Genomic DNA, 20,110 nt, shown 5'->3' on the forward strand with positions numbered 1-20,110 from the left:
GCCCTGGCCGCCCGTTCCGCATTCCATCAAAAGCAGCTTTCGGCTGCCTGACCCGAAGTGATTTCGCCATGACCGATCTGACCCGACTGACGATTGCCGAAGCGCGCGAAAAGCTGCGCGGCAAGGAGATCACCGCCTCCGAGCTGACCAACGCCTATGTCTCGGCCATCGAGCAGGCCAATCCGACCTTCAACGCTTATGTCGCCACCACGCCCGACAAGGCGCGCGAGATGGCCAAGGCTTCCGACGCAAAGCTCGCCAAGGGCGAGGGCGGGGCGCTCGAAGGCATTCCACTCGGCATCAAGGACCTATTCGCTACCGAAGGCGTGCACACCCAGGCCTGCAGCCATGTGCTCGACGGTTTCGAGCCACGCTACGAATCGACCGTGACGGCCAATCTCTGGGCCGATGGCGCGGTGATGCTCGGCAAGCTCAACATGGACGAATTCGCCATGGGCTCGTCGAACGAGACGTCCTATTACGGCCCGGTGGTCAACCCGTGGCGGCGCTCGCGCGTGCAGACCACGGTCAAGCCGACCTTCCATGACGGCGGCAGCGGTTTCGTGCTGCCCGGCGGCGTCGAGGAGAGCCGCAGCTACGACACCATGCAGCTGGTGCCCGGCGGTTCGTCCGGTGGCTCTGCAGCGGCGGTCTCGGCCTTCCTCTGTGCCGGCGCAACTGCCACCGACACCGGCGGTTCGATCCGCCAGCCTGCCGCCTTCACCGGCACAGTTGGCATCAAGCCGACCTATGGCCGCGTTTCGCGCTGGGGCACGGTTGCCTTCGCTTCGTCGCTCGACCAGGCCGGCCCGATCGCCCGTGACGTGCGCGACGCCGCGATCCTGCTCAAGTCGATGGCGTCGGTCGATGCCAAGGACACCACCTCCGTCGATCTGCCGGTGCCGGACTACGAGGCGGCGATCGGCAAGTCGGTCAAGGGCATGAAGATTGGCATTCCCAGGGAATACCGCGTCGACGGCATGCCCGACGACATCGAGGCGCTGTGGCAGAAGGGTATTGCCTGGCTCAAGGACGCGGGCGCCGAGATCGTCGACATCTCACTGCCGCACACGAAATACGCACTGCCTGCCTATTACATCGTGGCACCCGCCGAGGCGTCTTCGAACCTCGCCCGCTACGACGGCGTCCGCTACGGCCTGCGCGTGCCGGGCAAGGACATCATCGAGATGTACGAAAACACCCGCGCCGCCGGTTTCGGCCGCGAGGTCAAGCGCCGCATCATGATCGGCACCTACGTGCTGTCGGCGGGCTATTACGACGCCTATTACCTGCAGGCGCAGAAGGTGCGCACGCTGATCAAGCGCGACTTCGAGCTGGCCTTCGCCGCCGGCGTCGACGTCATCCTGACACCGGCAACGCCTTCGGCCGCCTTCGGTATCGCGGACCAGGACATGGCCGCAGATCCGGTCAAGATGTACCTCAACGACATCTTCACGGTGACGGTCAACATGGCCGGCCTGCCGGGTATCGCAGTGCCCGCCGGGCTCGACGGTCACGGCCTGCCGCTCGGTCTCCAGCTCATCGGCCGGCCGTTCGACGAGGAAACGCTGTTCCAGACCGCGCATGTCATCGAGCAGGCGGCGGGCCGCTTCCAGCCGGAAAAGTGGTGGTAGGCGCATAGGGACGGTCGAAACGACCGTCCCTATGGCGATTCAACTAAAAGTAGATCGTTGAATTTTGCACAACTTCCGATATGCTGATGGCATTTCGGGAGGGTGGCGATGCTCTTCAGTTTGGTCATTGCGATGCTCGCGTCCGGCTGGCTGGGATGCTGTGCCCGGTACGCCGTCAATTTCGAGACGGCGAAGGAAACCGAAGTCCCTGCGCGGCCTTGGGATCTCAACACCGTCTGGTCCGTGCTGGTCCTCGGGGCGGCGGCAGCGCTCGTAGTTCCGCTGTTCCTGTCGATCGCCAACAACAACATCATGACCGACATCCTGGCGGCGCAGTCGTTTTCATCGGTCGCCAGCAAGGTTCTCATCGTCGCCGGGTTTTGCGTCCTGGCCGGAGCAACTGCCCCCAATTTCATCGAGAGCCTGGCGCAAAAGGCGCTGAACCTCGCCAAGAAGAATGAATCGAAGATCGAGAAGGTCAACGAAAAGGCCGATAGCAATCTGGAACTGATCTCCGAGCAGATCGAGGCCGGCGACCAGGGCGTGCCGGGTGCGAAGATCCAGGCCGTCAAGCCGCCGGCGGACCTGCCGCCGATGTCCGCGGACGAAAAGCAGGTCGTGGCGTCCCTCAACAACATGGCCTACCGGCGCCGCACGATCACCGGAATCTCCAAGGAGACCGGCATGAGCAAGGAGAGGGTAAGGGAACTGCTTGCGGCCCTGGCGCAGGCAGGACACGTGACGCAGTTGAAGTCGTCCAGGACCGGGGTCGTGCTTTACGAACTCGCGATGTAATAAATTTGCCGTCGAGACTCACAACACAGGCGGCAATCCGGTTTGTTTTTCTATCTTTCCAAGGTCTTCTGGTTCTTCGCCCAACCGCTCAATCTTGCGATTCTTCTGCTGTTGACCGGGCTGGTCGCCAGCTTCTTCGGGCGGCGGCGCCTGTTCCGCGCTGCGGCGCTGCTGGCCACGCTGGTCCTTGCGACAGCTGCCTGGACGTCGTTTGGCGCGCTGATGCTCAACCCGCTCGAAGAGAGATTTCCGCACCCGCCGGCACCCGGAAAGGTTGACGGTATCGTCGTGCTCGGTGGTGGTTTCGAGGGGGCGATCAACCTGGCGCGCGGCGGCTACGAACTCAACAGCGGCGGTGACCGCTTCGTCGAGACCGCCATACTGGCCCGTCGCTATCCCGACGCCAGGGTTGTTGTATCCGGTGGCAGCGGCGCGCTGATGCTGGAAGGCGAGGGCGACGCTGACACGGCACCGCGCCTACTCGAGGCGCTCGGTGTATCGCGCGATCGGCTGATCCTGGAGAACCGTTCGCGCAACACTTACGAGAATGCACTGTTCTCGAAAGAACTGGTCACGCCCAAACCTGGCGAAACCTGGCTGCTGGTTACATCGGCATTCCACATGCCGCGGTCGATGGCGCTGTTTGCCAAGGCGGGATTTGCTGTCGTTGCATGGCCGGTCGACTATCGCACGTCGGGCGAGGAGGGCATCGGCCTGTTTACCGACAATCCCGCCGATTCGTTGCAGAACACGACGATGGCCGTGCGCGAGTGGGTCGGGCTTGTGGCCTATTGGCTGTCCGGCCGGATCGACAGCCCGTTGCCCGGCCCGGAGTCTTGAACCAGCACCGCCTTGCGCGCCTCTGAGAAGAACTGGCGCCGTATCAGCACGCCCAGCAGGATGACCGTGGTGAGGAAAAAGACGCGCGGGTCGATGAACCAGCCGAGATAGCCGATCGAGAAGAAAACCCCGCGCAGGCCGGCGTTGAAATGCTTGCCGGCCAGCTGGTTCATGCGCGTCGCCCGCAATACCGCGGTATCGATGGCGGCATCAGGCTCGCTGCGGGAGCCGAGTTGGGGCACCGCGCCAATCAGAATCGAGCAGTAGTTGAACAGCCTGTAAGCCCAGCCGAACTTGAAGAACGAATAGGCCAGGATGATGATCAGGCCGATGACCTTGATCTCGAACAGCGGACGCGCGGTGGCGCCTGCCAACGGCACGTCGCTCAATATGGCCAGCACGCGGTCGGAGGCGCCGAGCAGGGCGAAGCAGCCGCCGACGGCGATCAGCGAGCTCGAGGCAAAAAAGGCGGTGCCCTGCTGCAACCCGTTCATGATCGAGGTGTCGACGATCCTGACCTCGCGCCGGGCCATCGTAGCCATCCAGGCGGCGCGCTGCGCGTTCATCGCCCGTGTCAGCGACAGGCGCCTGACGATATGCCCCTCGGCGCCAAGCGCATGGAAGATCCAGCCGGCGAGGAAGAACGCCAGTGCCGCAATGTCGAGACCGCTCAGAGGGCCGGTCATGGAGAAGGAATCGCCGATCATTGGTCTCAAACTAGCATGGCCGTTGGCCGGAATTCGAGTGCGCCCGTTCGCCGTGGTGTCGTCACAGGTGTTTAAAATCCGTGAACGGCCAATTTGGGATAAGTAACTGATTTGATTAAAAATGGATTGATGTGTGCATGGCTGCCATGCACATTTCGCCACGCTTTGGCCATTTTTTGCAGTTGCGAACATGCCGGCAAAGTCGTATCCAGCAGTCCCACTCGGGACGAGCTGGAATGGCGGGAAGCACCGCCTGCTCGCCGAACGAAAAGGGTCTTGCGATACATCATGGATGACGGCGTTCAGAAATCCTGCTGGGGCCTTACGGCCAAGGCAGTGGTTGGCTTTGCGGTTTTTCTCCTTCTTGCCTGGCTTGTCAGCGGCGGCGCCGAAAAGGCGGCAGTCGTGGCAGGCGGCTGATCTCTTACCCTCAGGATTGGATACAAAAAGCGCGGCTTGGCCGCGCTTTTTGCGTTAGGGCCTTGCGTAAAGCTCATCGATTTTCCAAATGTCGCGCGCTGAGCACGCAGCGTCGGATCGCGCTTAGCTCAGCACGTGAAAAGGGCGGAATGATCGTATACATATGCGACTGAAGCCGCCGTCGCAGGGAGTGAGATTTGTTTCTTTCGGTATTCGACCTGTTCAAGATCGGCATTGGTCCGTCGAGTTCGCACACGATGGGGCCAATGACGGCCGCCGCGCGCTTCCTCGATGAGATATTGAGCGGCGACTGGCCGCGCCCGGCAGGCGCCAAGGTTGACCGCGTCGGTGCTAGCCTGCATGGCTCGCTGGCCTATACCGGCGTCGGCCATGGCACCGACCGCGCCGTCATGCTGGGCCTTTTCGGCCTGACGCCCGTCACGGTGGATCCCGATCAGACCGACGCCATCGTCGAGCAGATCACTGGCGACAAGCGAGTCTCGCCGCCCGGACATCCGTCCTATCGCTTCGACCCGGCCGTCGACCTCGTGCTCGACAAGAAGACGCCGCTGCTCGGCCATGCCAACGGAATGGCCTTCTATGCCTATGATGGCGGCGACCGGCTGCTGCTCAAGCGCATCTACTACTCGATCGGCGGCGGCTTCGTCGTCTCCGAGGAAGAACTGCAGCGCATGAAGGCCAAGACCGCGGCTCCCGCTGCGGGCAAGCGCGTGCCTTATCCATTTGCCAATGCCGTCGACATGCTGGCCATGGCGTCGCGCAGCGGGCTTTCCATCGCCGAGATGAAGCGGGCCAACGAAGAGATCCATATGGCGCGCGCCGACCTCGACGCCGGCCTGGATGCGGTCTGGGACGCGATGAGCCGCTGCATCGACCGCGGCCTGTCGCAGGACGGCATCATGCCCGGCGGGCTGAAAGTCCGCCGCCGTGCCCGCCAGCTACACGAGAAGCTGCAGGAGCAGTGGAGCCAGAACCGGCCCAACCCGCTGCTCGCCAATGACTGGCTGTCGATCTACGCCATGGCGGTCAACGAGGAGAACGCCGCCGGTGGCCGTGTCGTCACGGCGCCGACCAATGGCGCCGCAGGTACGCTGCCTGCCGTGCTGCGCTACTGGCTGCATTTCCATGTCGAGGCCGACAAGGACAGCATCCGCGACTTCCTGCTGACCGCTGCCGCGGTCGGCGGCATCATCAAGACCAATGCTTCGATCTCCGGCGCCGAAGTCGGCTGCCAGGGCGAGGTGGGCTCGGCTTCGGCGATGGCCGCGGCAGGTCTGTGCGCCGTCATGGGCGGAACGCCGGAGCAGGTCGAAAACGCGGCCGAGATCGCGCTCGAGCACCATCTCGGCATGACCTGCGACCCCGTCGGCGGCCTCGTCCAGGTGCCGTGCATCGAGCGCAACGCGCTTGGCGCGGTCAAGGCGGTTACGGCAGCGTCGCTCGCCATCAAGGGCGACGGCAAGCACTTCGTGCCTCTGGATGCCGCCATCGAGACGATGCGCCAGACCGGTATGGACATGAGCGAGAAGTACAAGGAAACCAGCCTCGGCGGTCTCGCGGTCAACGTCGTCGAGTGCTGAGGCCTGGCCCAACAGGCCAGCCTGTGCAAAACCGCAGCCGGCGTTGAATGCGCCGGCTGGAGCCGCTAGTTTTCAAGCCATGTCACTGAACCTGATCAAGCTCTGCGTCGGCTGCGACAGCGTCGAGGATCTCGAGGAATGGATCGCATTCCGCCTCGACGAGCGCCGCCGCGCCGGCGAACCGGTCGAGCAGTTCCACACCACCCGCATGGTGCCGACGCGCGCCGCCGAACTCACCCAAGGCGGATCGCTGTACTGGGTCATCAAGGGCAACGTACAGTGCCGCCAGCGCCTGCTCGAGATCCGCCCCTTCACCGATTCCGAGGGCATTGGCCGCTGCCACCTCATCCTTGAGCCGACCGTCGTGCGTACCGACTGGCAGCCGCGCCGCGCGTTCCAGGGCTGGCGCTACCTCAAGCTAGCCGATGCGCCGGTGGATCTTGGCCAGGGCAATGCCGCGCTCGCCGAAATGCCGCCAAAGCTGCGCCTGGAGCTGGCGGAACTCGGCCTGCTTTAGCTCAGGCACGGCATCTCGCAACGACGGGCTTGCAAGCAATCGCGCGCCGCCACATCTTCTTTGCAAATGAGCGACGAAAACAAGCCCCCGGTTACGTCCGCCAATCGTCCACCGGCAGAGCGCCGTTCGGATGCTGCAGCCATCGACGCGTTTGTTCGCCAGGCGCGCGCGCTTGCTCCGGGCAAGGCTGGCGGCCGGCTTATCTTGGCGCTCGACGCGACGATGAGCCGGCAACCGACCTGGGACCTCGCCTGCGAGCTTCAGGGCCAGATGTTCGATGCCGTCGGCAAGACCGGCAGGCTGAACGTGCAGCTGGTCTACTTTCGCGGGTTGGGTGAATGCCGGGCGTCGAAATTCGTAGGCGAGACGGGCTCCCTCAAGAACCTCATGACCTCGATCCAGTGCCGCAGCGGCCAGACACAGGTCGGCAAGGTGCTTGCCCATGCGCTCAAGGAAACCTCCACCGTCAAGGTCGATGCGTTGGTCTATATCGGCGATGCGATGGAAGAAAACATCGACGAACTGGCCGAGAAGGCCGGACGGCTGGGCCTGCACGGTGTGCCGGCCTTTGTCTTCCAGGAGGGGCACGACGCCGAGGCTGAGCGCGCCTTCAAGGAGATTGCCCGGCTTTCCAAGGGGGCGTGGTTCCGATTCGACAGCAAGGCGGCTGCGACCTTGTCGAAACTGCTGTCGGCCGTGGCTGTCTTTGCTACCGGTGGAATCAAAGCGCTCGAGGCGAGGGGGCGCCCCGAGGACATACTGATGATCGAGCATTTGAGGAGCGGCAAGGCACCATGACAGTCTTTGCCGTAATCGCAGCCATCCTGATCTTTGCCGGCCTTGTGACCACTGCTTTCCTGCGTGCCGACGCCAGCCAACTCGCGCGGGCGCTGAAGCTGGCCGGGCCGCTCGTGCTGGGGCTCGTCGGCGTGGTGCTGCTGCTGCTCGGGCGAGCGGCTATCGGTGGCGGGCTGATCTCGGCGGCCCTGGCCTGGTATGCAGCGGGGGGCCGGGGGCGTTCAGCCGGCAAGACGCCGGGGCGGCGCTCGACGGTGCGTACGGCAGCTCTCGAAATGGAGCTGGACCACGACACCGGCGGCTTGCAGGGCGTTGTGCTGGCCGGCCGCGAAGAGGGCAAATCGCTGTCTTCGCTGGGCCTGGTCGAACTCAAGGCGCTTTGCAGGGAGCTTTCCGGCGATCCGGAAAGCCTCCAGCTACTTGAGACCTACCTTGACGGCAGGTTTCCCGCCTGGCGCGAAGACGCGAAGCCTGACGGTGACGACGGGCTGCGTGTTCCGCCAGGTTCTGGCGCCATGACTAAGGAGGAGGCCTACAAGGTCCTTGGTCTTGAAGCGGGGGCCGCCGCGGCGGATGTCCGCAAGGCGCATCGACGACTGATTCAGCGCTTGCATCCCGACCTGGGTGGCTCGTCGTTCCTCGCGGCGAGGATCAACGAAGCCAAGGACGTCCTTCTCTCCGATCATCACTAACTCTCCTTCGACACACAACTTTTCCAGGAGGTTGGCAGGGCGCCTACTGCGCGACGGCGTAGCAGGCGATCTTCTTCTTCTTCAGCGCGTTGCAGGCGTTCCAGGCGGAATCCTTGGATTCGAAGCCGGCAAAGCGGGCACGGAAGTAGGTCACGCCGCCCTTTTCGAAGGGCACGGTATAGGCGGATGCGTCGGCGAGAACCTGCGGCACCCGCTTGGCGGTCTTGTCGAGGATCGCGCGCGCTTCGCCGTCGCTCGGCGAGGAGGCGACCTGGATGGCCCAGCCGGATGGAATCGACGCGGTCTTCATCTGGTCCAGTGCCGCCACGGCAGGGGCCGGCTCGGCATAGGCCTGCTCGACAGCTTCCGCTGCCGGGGCGCGGTCCTTCGGCTTGCGGATCTGGAAAGGAATGTTGGCGCCGAAGCGCTCGGCCGAGGCCATGGCGATCTTGGGCTTGCTGGCGAGCCCGATGGTCGGCTTGGGGGCAGGCACCGCGGCTGCCACGACTTCTTCCTCGACTGCCATTTCATCGTCGGAGATGGCTTCCGCGACTTCGACCTGTTCGGCCATGGGACGGGTATCGGGCGTCGGTACGTTGCGCTTGGGCAATGCGACACTGGCCGTCTTCACTTCCGGCATCGGGGTGTCGGTCTTGGCGATCAGGTCGCCACCGCCGCGCCTGGAGGCCTGCGGCATGTAGGTCTTGATCAGTTCCGCCATCTTGTTGTCGCGGCTGGCACCGCTGGTGCCGCCGAGAACCACGGCCACCAGGCTGCGATTGCCGTCCTGGACCGACGAAACGAGGTTGAAGCCGGACGCGCGGGTGTAGCCTGTCTTGATGCCATCGACGCCCTTCACGCGGCCGAGAAGCCGATTGTGGTTGGCAATGCGCTGGCGACCGAAGGCGAAGCTGCGGGTCGAGAAGTAGCCGTAGTACTGCGGATAATGCTCGCGCAGCGCGATGCCGAGCTTGGCCATGTCGCGCGCGGTGGTGAACTGCGCGGTGTTTGGCAAGCCGTTGGCGTTGCGGAAAACGGTGCCCTTCATGCCGAGGCTGCGTGCCTTGGCGGTCATCATCCGCGCGAAATTCTCCTCGGAGCCGCCGATCATCTCGCCAAGCGCGGTCGAGGCGTCATTGGCCGAGCGCGTGATCAGCGACAGGATGGCCGCTTCGACTGTGATGGAACCGCCTGCCTTGACGCCGATCTTGGTCGGCGGCTCGGCTGCGGCGTTCTTCGAGAACACGACCTTGCTGTCCTTCTTGATACGGCCTTTCGAAAGGGCCTCGAAGGTCAGGTACAGCGTCATCATCTTGGTCAGCGACGCAGGATAACGGCGCGAATCCGCGCTCGACGAGTGGAGCGTCTCGCCGGTGTTCGCATCGATGACGATCGCCGCGTAGCGACTGTCTTTTGCAGCGGAGGCTGGCGCCACCGAACTCAGGCCGATGGCCGCCGCGATGGTGAAAACCACGAATGATTTTAAGGAGATGGCCGTCTTTTTGACTTTGCCTGGCAACGCTTGACGCACTGTTACACCCTTGAATTATTGTTGCATTAGGGCGGCAAAGGTTCCTCCCCGTATCGACGCAACGTAGGGCTACAGCGTTACCAATCCGTTTATGGTAACCGGCTCGTTCACACTTTTGATCGGGCTTTAGTCTAGTTTTAGGAAATCAGGTCGGTACGGCGCGCCGTAGAAATGACGTGGGGTCAGTTGACATATTGTGCGCTGCACAATATCTAGGCTGCATCGCACAATCGCATAGCGCAGCGCTCCCAACCCGAAAGGATGTAGCGATGACCCAGACCTATGAAGATTTCAGCAAATACGGCAAGGAATTCGTCGATACCGGCCTGAAGAGCTTTGCTTCGCTCTCCAAGGGCGCGCAGGCGATCGCCACCGAGTCGACCGACTACACCAAGAAGAGCTTCGAGGCCGGTGCGGCTACCTTCGAAAAGCTGCTCGGCGTGAAGTCGATCGAGAAGGCCGTCGAGATCCAGACCGACTATGCCAAGCAGGCCTATGAAGGCTTCGTGGCTGAAGCGACCAAGCTTGGCGAGCTCTATGCCGAGCTGGCCAAGGACGCCTACAAGCCGTTTGAGTCGCTCGTCGCCAAGGCGAAGTGACAGGCTGACACCTGATTTCAGGTAGGCAGGTCGAAAGATCCGCCCGACTAGACCCGGTTGCGTCCGCGCAGCCGGGTTTTTTGTTTGTCTTTTGTGCCGGCAATTCACGTTTCTGGCAATTCGGGCCCGCTAGCCGCTGTCGCCATATTGTCAGCACGTCAGAAGGGCTTAAAATCCTCGCCGTGACACCTACATGACGAAGTGTGTCGGAATTGATGAAGGGCAGGATCAGATTGACGATTGGCTTGGATGCCACGAAGCTCGACGTGGCGCGGATGCAGAACGGTGACGAGGGAGGCAACGGTCCAGGCCGAGGCACGGCTGTCATCACCCGTACGAAGACCAAGACCAAACGGCCGAGCCTCTATCGCGTGCTTATCCTCAACGACGACTACACCCCGATGGAATTCGTCGTGCATGTGCTCGAACGCTTTTTCCAGAAGGACAGGGAGGCCGCTACCCGTATCATGTTGCATGTCCATAACCATGGCGTCGGCGAATGCGGGATCTACACGTTCGAAGTGGCCGAGACCAAAGTGTCCCAGGTCATGGACTTCGCCAGACAGAATCAGCATCCGCTGCAATGCGTGATGGAGAAGAAGTGAGGTATTGAATGCCGGCTTTCTCCCAAGGCCTCGAAAAGGCGCTGCACCAGGCGCTAACGCTCGCCAATGAGCGGCACCACGAATATGCAACGCTCGAGCATCTGCTGCTCGCACTTATCGACGACACCGAAGCAGCCGCCGTCATGCGCGCCTGCAACGTCGACCTCGACGAGCTCAAGCAGACCGTACTTACCTATATCGATACCGAGCTGGACAATCTCGTCACCGGCTACGACGAGGATTCCAAGCCGACCGCCGGCTTCCAGCGCGTCATCCAGCGCGCGGTGATCCACGTGCAGTCGTCCGGCCGCGAAGAGGTGTCCGGCGCCAACGTGCTCGTCGCTATCTTCGCCGAGCGCGAGAGCCATGCCGCCTATTTCCTGCAGGAACAGCAGATGACCCGTTACGACGCGGTCAACTACATCTCGCACGGCATCGCCAAGCGCCCCGGCGCCACCGAAACCCGCGCTCCGCGCGGAGCGGACGAGGAGCAGCATGGCTCGAACGGCGAGGCAGGCGAGGAGACCGGCAAGGGCAAGAAGCAGCAGGACGCCTTGACGGCCTATTGCGTCAACCTCAACACCAAGGCACGCGCCGGCAAGATCGATCCGCTGATCGGCCGCGAGTCGGAAATCAACCGCACCATCCAGGTGCTCTGCCGCCGTTCGAAGAACAATCCGCTCTATGTCGGCGACCCCGGCGTGGGCAAGACGGCGATCGCAGAGGGCCTGGCCAAGCGCATCGTCGAAGGCGATGTGCCCGAGGTCCTCGAGGATGCCACCATCTTCGCGCTCGACATGGGAACGCTTTTGGCCGGCACCCGCTATCGTGGCGACTTCGAGGAACGGCTGAAGCAGGTCGTCAAGGAGCTCGAGGAATATCCTGGTGCGGTGCTGTTCATCGACGAGATCCACACGGTGATCGGCGCTGGCGCGACTTCCGGCGGTGCGATGGACGCCTCCAACCTGCTCAAGCCGGCGCTGTCGTCGGGTGCGATCCGCTGCATCGGCTCGACCACCTACAAGGAGTTCCGCCAGTTCTTCGAGAAGGACAGGGCGCTCGTCCGTCGCTTCCAGAAGATCGACGTCAACGAGCCGACGGTCGACGACGCCATCGAGATCATGAAGGGCCTCAAGCCCTATTATGAGGACTTCCACAAGGTGAAGTTCACCAACGAGGCGATCAAGGCCGCGGTGGAGCTCTCGGCGCGCTACATCAATGACCGCAAGCTGCCGGACAAGGCGATCGACGTGATCGACGAGACCGGCGCTTCGCAGATGCTGCTGCCCGAGAACAAGCGCAAGAAGACCATCGGCATCAGGGAGATCGAGGCGACGATCGCCACTATGGCGCGCATCCCGCCGAAGACGGTGTCGGCCGACGACGAGAAGGTGCTGGCCGGCCTCGAGGTCGAGCTCAAGCGTGTCGTTTATGGCCAGGATACGGCGATCACGGCACTCGCCTCGGCGATCAAGCTGGCGCGTGCCGGCCTGCGCGAACCGGAGAAGCCGATCGGCTCCTACCTGTTCTCGGGCCCGACCGGCGTCGGCAAGACCGAGGTGGCAAAGCAGCTCGCGTTGTCGCTCGGCGTCGAGCTGATCCGCTTCGACATGTCGGAATACATGGAGCGCCACACTGTCAGCCGCCTGATCGGCGCGCCTCCCGGATATGTCGGCTTCGACCAGGGCGGCCTCCTGACCGACGGTGTCGATCAGCATCCGCACTGCGTGCTGCTGCTCGACGAGGTCGAGAAGGCCCATCCGGACCTGTTCAACATCCTGTTGCAGGTCATGGACCACGGCAAGCTGACCGACCACAACGGCAAGCAGATCGACTTCCGCAACGTGATCCTGATCATGACCACGAATGCGGGTGCCTCCGACATGGCAAGGGCGGCCATCGGCTTCGGCTCGTCCAAGCGCGAAGGCGACGACATGGAGGCGATCAACCGGCTGTTCTCGCCGGAGTTCCGCAACCGTCTCGATGCCATCATCCCATTCGGCTCGCTGCCGGTGCCGGTGGTGCATCAGGTCGTGCAGAAGTTCGTCATGCAGCTGGAAACCCAGCTCTCCGAGCGTGGCGTCACCTTCGACCTGTCGGAAGAAGCGGTCGCCTGGCTTGCCGAGAAGGGTTACGACGAGCGCATGGGCGCGCGTCCGCTCGGCCGTGTCATCCAGGAGCACATCAAGAAGCCGCTGGCCGACGAGGTTCTGTTCGGCAAGCTTCGCAAGGGTGGCACGGTGCGCGTCACCGTCGAGAAGAAGGATACCGGCGAGACCGGCCTGAAGCTCGAGACGCTGGCCGATGAACTGCCGGTCAAACCCAAGAAGGAAGAGCCGGCCGATCGTCCGAAGCTCAAGAAGGCGGCGGCCAAGAAGCCGGTGGCCAAAAAGGCCGTGGCGGCAAAGACGAAGTCCGACCCCAAGGGCAAGGATGGCGGCAAGCGCAGCCTGGTTCCACAACTGCCCCGAAAGGGTTGATTGCAAACGAAGAAGCCCCGGAAACGGGGCTTCTTTCTTATCAGGCGACAGGCGCGCTTTCGACGCGGTTTCGTCCCAGTCTCTTGGCGCTGTAGAGGCGCGCGTCGGCATCCCTGATCATCTGCTCCGTCGAAACCGGTCCGGCATCTGCCGTGGTGACGCCGATGCTGACGGTGGCGCGCACGCCAGGCTCGACAAAGGTGGTGGCCTCGACATTGGCGCGCAGGCGCTCGGCGAGAGTTGCCGCATCAGCCCTGTCCAGGTCGTGGCAGATGGCGACGAATTCCTCGCCGCCGTAGCGGAACAGCCGGTCGCCGCTGCGCAGCGAGCTTCCCAGCGAGCGGGCGACATCCTTCAGCACGTTGTCGCCCGTCACATGCCCGTGCTGGTCGTTGATGTTCTTGAAATGATCGATGTCGATCATCAGCAGGCTGACAGGCTTGCGCTCGGCCAGGGCCTTGTCGATCAGCGACTGGGCGACGGCTTCGAACTGCCCACGGTCGCTGGTGCCAGTCAGCATGTCCTTGCCGGTCTTCTGCAGCAGGTCCTCGTAGCGGTGGCGGAATGTAAGCCGGTCGAAGACCTGGAGCAGGGGTTCGGGCCCGGCAAATGTGGGCTTGTTGGTCTCGACATAGCGGAGATAGCCGACAAGCAACGCGCTGTAGAGTGCTGCAGCTGCCATCTTGGCGATCCAGCCGCCATACAGCGCGCTGATCGGCACGCCGGAGACCAGATGCAGCCCAATAAAGAACATCAGCTGGTCGAAGGTGAGCACGATCGCTGCGCTGAGGAAGATACGTTTGAGCAGCGTGTTGGCGATGCGCTGGCCGAGCTTTTCGTAGATCAGGATGAGGGCGATGCTGTCGAAGAACAGCAGCGCCGTGCCCCAGATCATCAGGATCCCCATGTCGTCGAGGAAGGTGAGGTTGGGCCGGTACCCCGGAAGCTCGGCGACGCTGCTGTAGAGCCGCAGGATCAGCGCCAGGACCACCATCAGACAGTTGCCGACGAGCAGCCCATAGATGGGTTGCCGTACGGTTTCTGCGTCCTCCTTGATGTAGAGCAGCAGGAAAATCATCAGCTTGCCGGAAAACATCACCGTGGAGCCCGGCGAAATCAGCCCGAACGGCAGTTGGACGAAAAAGACTGCAGCGAGATAGGTCTCGAGGAAGTGCATCACACCCAGAACGCAGACAAAGATGCCGATGCCCAATTGGTGCCGGGAACGGAACACCGCGGCCATGGTGACGAAGTAAATGACCGCCTGCAGTATGAGCAGAAGTGCACCCGTCATGGTCCGGCAATTCCCCACGCCTGTATGGAGGTTAGCTACACATTCGCCGGTGGCTAAATGGTTAAGGAGCATGCGCGCGTCCGCCGGATCGCTATCCGGTCCGGCGACCCCAGAGATGCATCTGGTCGCCGCGGGGACTGACTTGGTCGGATTGCCATGCTATCCGCATCGTCAATGCCCACTGACGATGCATCCCCCGATCCGGATTTTTCGATACGCCGCCTCTGGTACCTGCGTGGTGTCCGGGCCGCATTCTCCGTTCCCGGCCTTATTCTCGCCAGCGCCTTCATCGGCTTTGCCGGCCTTGCCAAGGAGGCGGGGCTGACGCTGGTGCAGACGGTATTCATGGTCGGAATGGTCTGGGCATTGCCGGCCAAGGTGGTGCTCGTCGGCGCCATCCTGTCGGGGACATCGCTGCCGGCTGCCGCCTTTGCCGTGGCACTGTCGTCCATCCGGCTGGCGCCGATGGTGGTGGCGCTGGTGCCGGAAATGCGCGGGACTAGAACACCGCGCTGGGTGCTCTATTTCCTGTCGCATTTTGTGGCGGTCACCTCCTGGGTGCTCGCCATGGAGCGGCTGCGCGGTATCCCGCGCGACCTGCGCACCAGCTATTATGCCGGGCTCGGCTCGACGCTGGTGCTCGTCAATATGGTCGTCGTGGGCGTTGTCTATGTCCTGGCCGACAGCCTGCCGCCGGTGGTTTCGGCAGCCCTTTTCCTGCTCACGCCGATGTATTTCCTCACTTCATTGTGGGGATCGGCACGCGAGCGGGCAGGGCATGTGGCGATGGCGATCGGCCTCGTCCTTGGACCCTTGCTGCATCTCGTCGTCCCCGGTTTCGACCTGCTCGGCGCCGGCCTGATCGGCGGTGGCATCGCGTTTGCTTTCCACCTGCTGTCGCGCCGGAGAGTGAAGTCATGACCTTCGATGCGCTCGACACCTGGTGGTGGCCGTTCCTGTTTATCCTGGTAGGTGGCTGGCTTGCCACCGACGCCTGGCGCTTCCTCGGCGTCTATCTCGGCGATCGCATTTCCGACGATTCCGACCTACTGGTGCTGGTGCGTGCCCTGGCCACGGCGTTGGTCGCCGCCGTCATCGGCAATCTGATCGTCTTCCCGAGCGGGGCGCTGGCCGACACGTTGCTTGCACTGCGCCTCGGCGCTGCCGCCGGCGGCTTCCTTGCCTACCTCTGCCTTGGTCGAAAGGTGCTGGTGGGGATCGTTGCGGCGGAGGTGATCCTGTTGCTCGGGTTGTGGCTTGCAAGCTGAAAGTCTCCGTCCGCGACTGCAGCGCGATGCGCGATGCGCGATGCGCGATGCGCGGTCGTCGACTGCGACGGATTGTGGATTCACGTCAACTTAACTGCTGTTTCCTAACCTGCCGGCTTGCCGTTTCAGGGGTGAGGGCATGGCTGAAGTTCACGCGACATCGACACATATGCCATCGCTGGCTGCGGGCCTTGATAGGCAGCTCGCAATGAAGGCCGCAATCATCGTTGCGATCTTGGTCATCGATTTCGCGTGGATTGCCGGGACCGATTTCGAGTTTGACGTGGCCAGCGCCGCCAAGGCTGCCATCGTCACCGTCGTGCTTGTTGCGGTCGGATGGTTCTACCGGGTCAAGCGCCCGATGAAGCGGTTCGAGGTGCTCTGTTCTGAAACCGCTGTCTTGTTGGTGTTTTCGACCTCGGCCGCTGTCCTCAGCACGTTGATGACGTCCACAAACCTGCCGATGATCGACGATCGGTTGATCGCCTTCGATACCGCCGTCGGTTTTGACTGGCTGTCCTATGTCGGCTTTGTCAATGAGCGGCCGTGGCTCGGTACACTGTCGTCGATCGTCTACATCACGACGTTGACCCAGGTCGCGCTGACGGTGGTTGCCCTTGGCCTGATGGGCGAGGTTGTGCGTGTTCAGCGGTTCGTCCTCGCCGTGATGCTGGGCGCGCTGACCTGCATCGTGATTTCTGCGATCCTGCCGGCGGCCGGTGCCCTTGGCACCATTCGTCCTCCGGTCGAATTCACGATGATGAATAATCCGATCGTCGACCTCGAATACAAGCAGGCGTTTTTCGATCTCCGAAATGGCCTGGCGCGTTTTATCTCTCTTGATGAGCCGCGTGGTCTGATCGCCTTCCCGTCCTACCATGGCACGCTTTCGATGCTGATCATCCTGGCTTTTGCCCGAGCCCGGTTCTGGTTCTGGCCTGTACTTGCCCTCAACATTGCGGTCATCCTGTCAACCCCGGTCGACGGCGGCCACCACCTCGCCGACATCATCGGCGGGGTTGTCGTGGCCTTCGTTGCCTGGTGGGCTGCCGACAAACTGCTGGACCTCGCCGGTGCGCGGCGTGTTGTTGCCGAGCCCCTCTCATGAGCGAGAAACCCCGCACTCTGGATGTGTTGCCCGAAGGCGGCGCCTTGGCTGCTCCTGCGATCCGCACCGGGACAGGCATCGACCGGCTGGCCGACTTCCTGAAGGCGAACTGGCGCGCTCAAGGGCTGTTTCTTCTGGTCGCGGCACTGGTTGTTGTAGCTCGCTTCGAACTGCTGCCGGATCCGGCGACGGTGATCGCCATGACTTGGTTCCAGAGCCTGGCCACGTTCGTCGCATCATGGGCCATAGCGCTGAGCTGCTATCTTGTTTTCGAAACCGTTCGGACCAGATCGCTCTCCGCGAGCTTCAGCTATCTCTGGTCCGAAATATTCACCTGGAAAAATGCTGCTGTCGCGGTTCCCGGCGTCGTTGCCATGAGCATGGTGATGAACTCATACAGCGATTTCAAATCGAACATCGCTGTGTTTCATCCATATCAACTGGATGTCGTTTTTCAGGAAGTCGATCGCCTGTTGCATTTCGGCGTGCAGCCGTGGGTCTTGATCGAGAGAGTTATCGGCTATGGCAGCGCCACGGCGATCCTCGACAAGATTTACTATCTGTGGTTTTTCGCTGTTTTCGTGCCGACAGCCGTTCTCATCGGCATGCCCGACCGCTTCGGCATTCGCCATCAGTTCCTGCTGAGCTACGTTTTTGTCTGGGGCATCCTCGGCATCGTCTGCGCGACTGCCCTGTCTTCTGTCGGGCCGATCTACTATGACAGGGTCTATGGCGGCCCGTCGCCCTTCACCGATCTGGTGCAAAATCTGGAGCAGGCCGACAGCGCCTGGGGCCTGACCACGATGCAGGTACGGGAGGGGCTCTGGGGCGCCTATGTCAACGATGCCGCGACGATCGTTTCCGGCATTTCGGCGATGCCATCCATCCACAATGCCATGTGCGTGCTGCTGTTTCTGGCAGCACGCCACGTCAACCGCTGGCTGGCCGCGGCGGCCGCGGTGTTTGGATTGACCATTTTTGTCGGATCGATCCATCTGGGCTGGCACTACGCCATCGACGCCTATGTCTCGGCGATCGGCGTTGTCTTGCTCTGGAACCTTGCAGGCTATCTGACCGGAAGCAAGGCCATGCGGCGCACCAAAGGGCCTGCGCCTGCGAGCACCTTGTCGTAGCGAGTCTCATCCAGTCAGCGCAGCCCTGACCTTCTCCGCATTCGCCGCCAGCACTTCCGGCTTCTCCATTACGCCGCTGTGCGGCTTGAGCGCCACGCCCTCGAAGCGCGGGACGATGTGGACGTGCAGGTGGAAGACGGTCTGCCCGGCTACCTCCTCGTTGAACTGGGTCACGATCACGCCGTCGGCGGCAAACGCCGACATGACTGCCCGCGCAACCTTCTGGACGGCGGCCATGAGCTTGCCGAGCGTCGCCGGGTCAGCGTCAAGCAGGTTGCGCGACGGCGATTTCGGCACCACCAGCGTATGGCCGGTGCCTTGCGGCATCACGTCCATGAAGGCGATGACGTCGTCGTCTTCGTAGACACGGTGCGAAGGGATTTCTCCGCGCAGGATCTTGGCAAAGATGTTGTTTGGATCGTATTCGACGCTCGACATGGCCTATCCCGTTTGATGCGGTTTCGTGGTGGATGTTTCGGCGCTGGTGTCGCGAACGTCAAGCCGCGAGCGGCCGAGAGGAGTTGAGTTGACCTACATCTATCTGATTGTTGCGGTGGCCTTCGAGGTCGTCGCCACCACCGCACTCAAGGAAACAAACGGATTTACCAGGCTGCTGCCATCGCTCGTCACGGTCGCAGGCTATGCCGCCGCGTTCTATTTCCTGTCCCTGGTGCTGCGCACGGTGCCTGTCGGTATCGTCTATGCGCTGTGGTGCGGCGCCGGCATCGTCTTCATCACCGCGATCGCCTGGGTCTGGTTTCGCCAGGCGCTCGACCTTCCCGCGCTGCTGGGCATCAGCCTGATCATGGCCGGGGTGGTCGTCATCAACCTGTTTTCGAAGTCAGTGGTGCATTGACCCGCGGCTAGCCGCGACGGAACGGGCCGTGCTCGTCGAGGTATTCGCCGATCTCGGCCACTTCCCGCCGTTCGCGGCCGAGATAGTCGGCAATCGCCCGCCGGAGACCGGGGTGGACGATGTAATGGGCCGACTGCGTCGTGACAGGACGATAGCCGCGGGCCAGCTTGTGCTCGCCCTGGGCGCCAGCCTCGACGACCGTCAGCTTGCGTTCGATGGCGAAGTCGATGGCCTGGTGGTAGCAAACCTCGAAATGCAGGAAGGGGTGGTCCTCGATGCAGCCCCAGTTGCGCCCATAGAGCGTATCCGAGCCGATGAAATTGATGGCGCCGGCGATGTAGCGGCCGCCGCGCCTGGCCATGACCAGCAGCACGTCGTCGGCCATGCGCTCGCCGACCAGAGAGAAGAACTTGCGGTTGAGATAGGGACGACCCCACTTGCGGCCGCCCGTGTCCATGTAGAAGGCGAAGAAATCGTCCCAATGCGCCTCGGTGATGTCCCTGCCGGTCAGGCGCTCGATGGTAATGTCCTCAGCCAGCGCCTCGCGCCGCTCCTTCTTCAGCGCCTTGCGCTTGCGCGAGGCCAGGGTGGCCAGGAAATCGTCGTAACCCGCGAAGCCTTCATTGATGAAGTGGAACTGCTGGTCGGTGCGACGGAGAAAGCCGGTGGCTTCGAGGATGTCGACCTCGTCCGCCTCGGCGAAGGTGACATGCGCCGATGACACGCCCACACCTTCGGCAACGCTTCTCAGCGCCGTGGCCAAGGCCGATTTGGCCTGGGCCGCATCGGCGCCGCCGACGGTCAGCAGGCGAGGGCCCGTCGCGGGGGTAAAAGGCACCGAGGCCTGGAGCTTGGGATAGTAGCGACCGCCGGCGCGTTCGAAGGCATCGGCCCAGCCGTGGTCGAAGACGTATTCGCCCTGGCTGTGCGACTTGGCGTAGCAGGGCAGTGCGCCAAGGAACTTGCCGTCTGCGGACTCCAGACGGAGGTGATGGCCCTGCCAGCCGGTTCTCGTGACGGCGCAGCCGGATTCTTCGACTATCGTCAGAAAATCGTATGAAACGAACGGATTGTAGCCGAGACCTGTGACCCTGGAAGCGCCGGCAAGGCTGTTCCACTCGTCGCGGCTGAACTCGCCGATGCTGGAAACGACGCGGACGGCGTAGCCGCCATCCGCTTTCTTCGCCCCGGCATCGTTCGCAGTGCTCATGCGCTTTTACTTACGTTCGAAA

General features: G+C 62.7%; 21 protein-coding genes. 16 read left to right on the forward strand and 5 right to left on the reverse strand.

Translation table 11 applies throughout. The features are described from left to right. Positions 1-68 precede the first annotated feature (68 nt). The 3 genes from O1Y97_RS15185 (at position 69) to O1Y97_RS15195 (ending at position 3,269) form a co-directional block, all read left to right on the forward strand. Positions 69-1,634, forward strand: coding sequence for an amidase (locus O1Y97_RS15185; protein WP_318761554.1), 1,566 nt, complete (start codon positions 69-71; stop codon positions 1,632-1,634). A 108-nt stretch (positions 1,635-1,742) separates the two neighbouring features. After that, positions 1,743-2,429, forward strand: coding sequence for a YEATS-associated helix-containing protein (locus O1Y97_RS15190; RefSeq protein ID WP_318761555.1), 687 nt, complete (start codon positions 1,743-1,745; stop codon positions 2,427-2,429). Positions 2,430-2,471: 42 nt separating this feature from the next. Further along, positions 2,472-3,269: a YdcF family protein gene (locus O1Y97_RS15195; RefSeq protein WP_318761556.1), complete on the forward strand. Its 798-nt coding sequence runs from the start codon at positions 2,472-2,474 to the stop codon at positions 3,267-3,269. Here O1Y97_RS15195 and O1Y97_RS15200 read toward each other — a convergent pair. After that, positions 3,218-3,973, reverse strand: a complete 756-nt coding sequence (locus O1Y97_RS15200) for a DUF599 domain-containing protein (protein ID WP_404801285.1) — start codon at positions 3,971-3,973, stop codon at positions 3,218-3,220. The two genes, O1Y97_RS15195 and O1Y97_RS15200, sit on opposite strands and share 52 nt — an antisense overlap. Before the next feature lie 291 nt (positions 3,974-4,264). On the opposite strand from O1Y97_RS15200, the gene O1Y97_RS15205 reads away from it, so the two are divergent. From O1Y97_RS15205 to O1Y97_RS15225, 5 genes are all read left to right on the forward strand, one after another. Further along, complete coding sequence (locus tag O1Y97_RS15205; protein WP_256371676.1) at positions 4,265-4,396, forward strand: hypothetical protein; 132 nt, start codon at positions 4,265-4,267, stop codon at positions 4,394-4,396. Between the two features lie 197 nt (positions 4,397-4,593). Further along, positions 4,594-5,997, forward strand: a complete 1,404-nt coding sequence (locus O1Y97_RS15210) for an L-serine ammonia-lyase (RefSeq protein WP_318761558.1) — start codon at positions 4,594-4,596, stop codon at positions 5,995-5,997. A gap of 79 nt (positions 5,998-6,076) precedes the next feature. After that, positions 6,077-6,514, forward strand: a complete 438-nt coding sequence (locus tag O1Y97_RS15215) for a DUF1489 family protein (RefSeq protein ID WP_183260851.1) — start codon at positions 6,077-6,079, stop codon at positions 6,512-6,514. A gap of 66 nt (positions 6,515-6,580) precedes the next feature. Then, a complete protein-coding gene (locus O1Y97_RS15220; protein ID WP_108607979.1) occupies positions 6,581-7,312 on the forward strand; it encodes a vWA domain-containing protein in 732 nt (243 codons plus the stop codon). Next, positions 7,309-8,004, forward strand: a complete 696-nt coding sequence (locus O1Y97_RS15225) for a DnaJ domain-containing protein (protein WP_318761559.1) — start codon at positions 7,309-7,311, stop codon at positions 8,002-8,004. Before O1Y97_RS15220 ends, O1Y97_RS15225 begins: the two co-directional genes overlap by 4 nt. A gap of 43 nt (positions 8,005-8,047) precedes the next feature. On the opposite strand, the gene O1Y97_RS15230 is transcribed toward O1Y97_RS15225, so the two are convergent. Next, complete coding sequence (locus tag O1Y97_RS15230; RefSeq protein WP_318761560.1) at positions 8,048-9,478, reverse strand: serine hydrolase; 1,431 nt, start codon at positions 9,476-9,478, stop codon at positions 8,048-8,050. 326 nt (positions 9,479-9,804) lie between these two features. Here O1Y97_RS15230 and O1Y97_RS15235 point away from each other — a divergent pair, with 326 nt between their 5' ends. The 3 genes from O1Y97_RS15235 to clpA all read left to right on the forward strand — a co-directional run bounded on the left by O1Y97_RS15235 (position 9,805) and on the right by clpA (position 13,219). Next, on the forward strand, positions 9,805-10,134 hold the full coding sequence (locus tag O1Y97_RS15235; RefSeq protein WP_108607982.1) for a phasin family protein: 330 nt from the start codon (positions 9,805-9,807) through the stop codon (positions 10,132-10,134). A 275-nt stretch (positions 10,135-10,409) separates the two neighbouring features. Further along, the gene (clpS, locus tag O1Y97_RS15240) at positions 10,410-10,739 is read left to right on the forward strand and encodes an ATP-dependent Clp protease adapter ClpS (RefSeq protein ID WP_055977693.1); all 330 of its coding nucleotides are present in this window, start codon (positions 10,410-10,412) and stop codon (positions 10,737-10,739) included. 8 nt (positions 10,740-10,747) lie between these two features. Further along, on the forward strand, positions 10,748-13,219 hold the full coding sequence (gene clpA, locus O1Y97_RS15245) for an ATP-dependent Clp protease ATP-binding subunit ClpA (protein WP_318761561.1): 2,472 nt from the start codon (positions 10,748-10,750) through the stop codon (positions 13,217-13,219). 40 nt (positions 13,220-13,259) lie between these two features. Here clpA and O1Y97_RS15250 read toward each other — a convergent pair whose 3' ends face one another. Continuing rightward, positions 13,260-14,513 (reverse strand): GGDEF domain-containing protein, encoded by a 1,254-nt coding sequence (locus O1Y97_RS15250; RefSeq protein WP_318761562.1) that lies wholly within the window; start codon positions 14,511-14,513, stop codon positions 13,260-13,262. A gap of 174 nt (positions 14,514-14,687) precedes the next feature. Here O1Y97_RS15250 and O1Y97_RS15255 point away from each other — a divergent pair, with 174 nt between their 5' ends. The 4 genes from O1Y97_RS15255 to O1Y97_RS15270 all read left to right on the forward strand — a co-directional run bounded on the left by O1Y97_RS15255 (position 14,688) and on the right by O1Y97_RS15270 (position 18,022). Next, the gene (locus O1Y97_RS15255) at positions 14,688-15,434 is read left to right on the forward strand and encodes an AzlC family ABC transporter permease (protein ID WP_246389405.1); all 747 of its coding nucleotides are present in this window, start codon (positions 14,688-14,690) and stop codon (positions 15,432-15,434) included. Then, on the forward strand, positions 15,431-15,781 hold the full coding sequence (locus O1Y97_RS15260; protein ID WP_318761563.1) for an AzlD domain-containing protein: 351 nt from the start codon (positions 15,431-15,433) through the stop codon (positions 15,779-15,781). The genes O1Y97_RS15255 and O1Y97_RS15260 overlap by 4 nt, the downstream gene beginning before the upstream one ends. Before the next feature lie 139 nt (positions 15,782-15,920). Continuing rightward, entirely contained in the window at positions 15,921-16,889 is a 969-nt protein-coding gene (locus O1Y97_RS15265; RefSeq protein ID WP_318761564.1) for a phosphatase PAP2 family protein, read from the forward strand. Beyond that, positions 16,886-18,022: a phosphatase PAP2 family protein gene (locus tag O1Y97_RS15270; RefSeq protein ID WP_318761565.1), complete on the forward strand. Its 1,137-nt coding sequence runs from the start codon at positions 16,886-16,888 to the stop codon at positions 18,020-18,022. Before O1Y97_RS15265 ends, O1Y97_RS15270 begins: the two co-directional genes overlap by 4 nt. A 6-nt stretch (positions 18,023-18,028) precedes the next feature. Here O1Y97_RS15270 and O1Y97_RS15275 read toward each other — a convergent pair whose 3' ends face one another. Beyond that, positions 18,029-18,460 (reverse strand): HIT family protein, encoded by a 432-nt coding sequence (locus O1Y97_RS15275; protein WP_318761566.1) that lies wholly within the window; start codon positions 18,458-18,460, stop codon positions 18,029-18,031. Positions 18,461-18,548: 88 nt separating this feature from the next. Between O1Y97_RS15275 and O1Y97_RS15280 the strand changes: the two genes are divergently transcribed. Next, entirely contained in the window at positions 18,549-18,878 is a 330-nt protein-coding gene (locus tag O1Y97_RS15280; protein WP_318761567.1) for a DMT family transporter, read from the forward strand. A gap of 7 nt (positions 18,879-18,885) precedes the next feature. Here the strand turns inward: O1Y97_RS15280 and O1Y97_RS15285 are convergent, their stop codons facing one another. After that, a complete protein-coding gene (locus O1Y97_RS15285; RefSeq protein WP_318761568.1) occupies positions 18,886-20,088 on the reverse strand; it encodes a GNAT family N-acetyltransferase in 1,203 nt (400 codons plus the stop codon). Between the last annotated feature and the right edge of the window lie 22 nt (positions 20,089-20,110).

This window comes from Aminobacter niigataensis (assembly GCF_946995915.1).
Taxonomy (GTDB): Bacteria; Pseudomonadota; Alphaproteobacteria; order Rhizobiales; family Rhizobiaceae; genus Aminobacter; species Aminobacter niigataensis.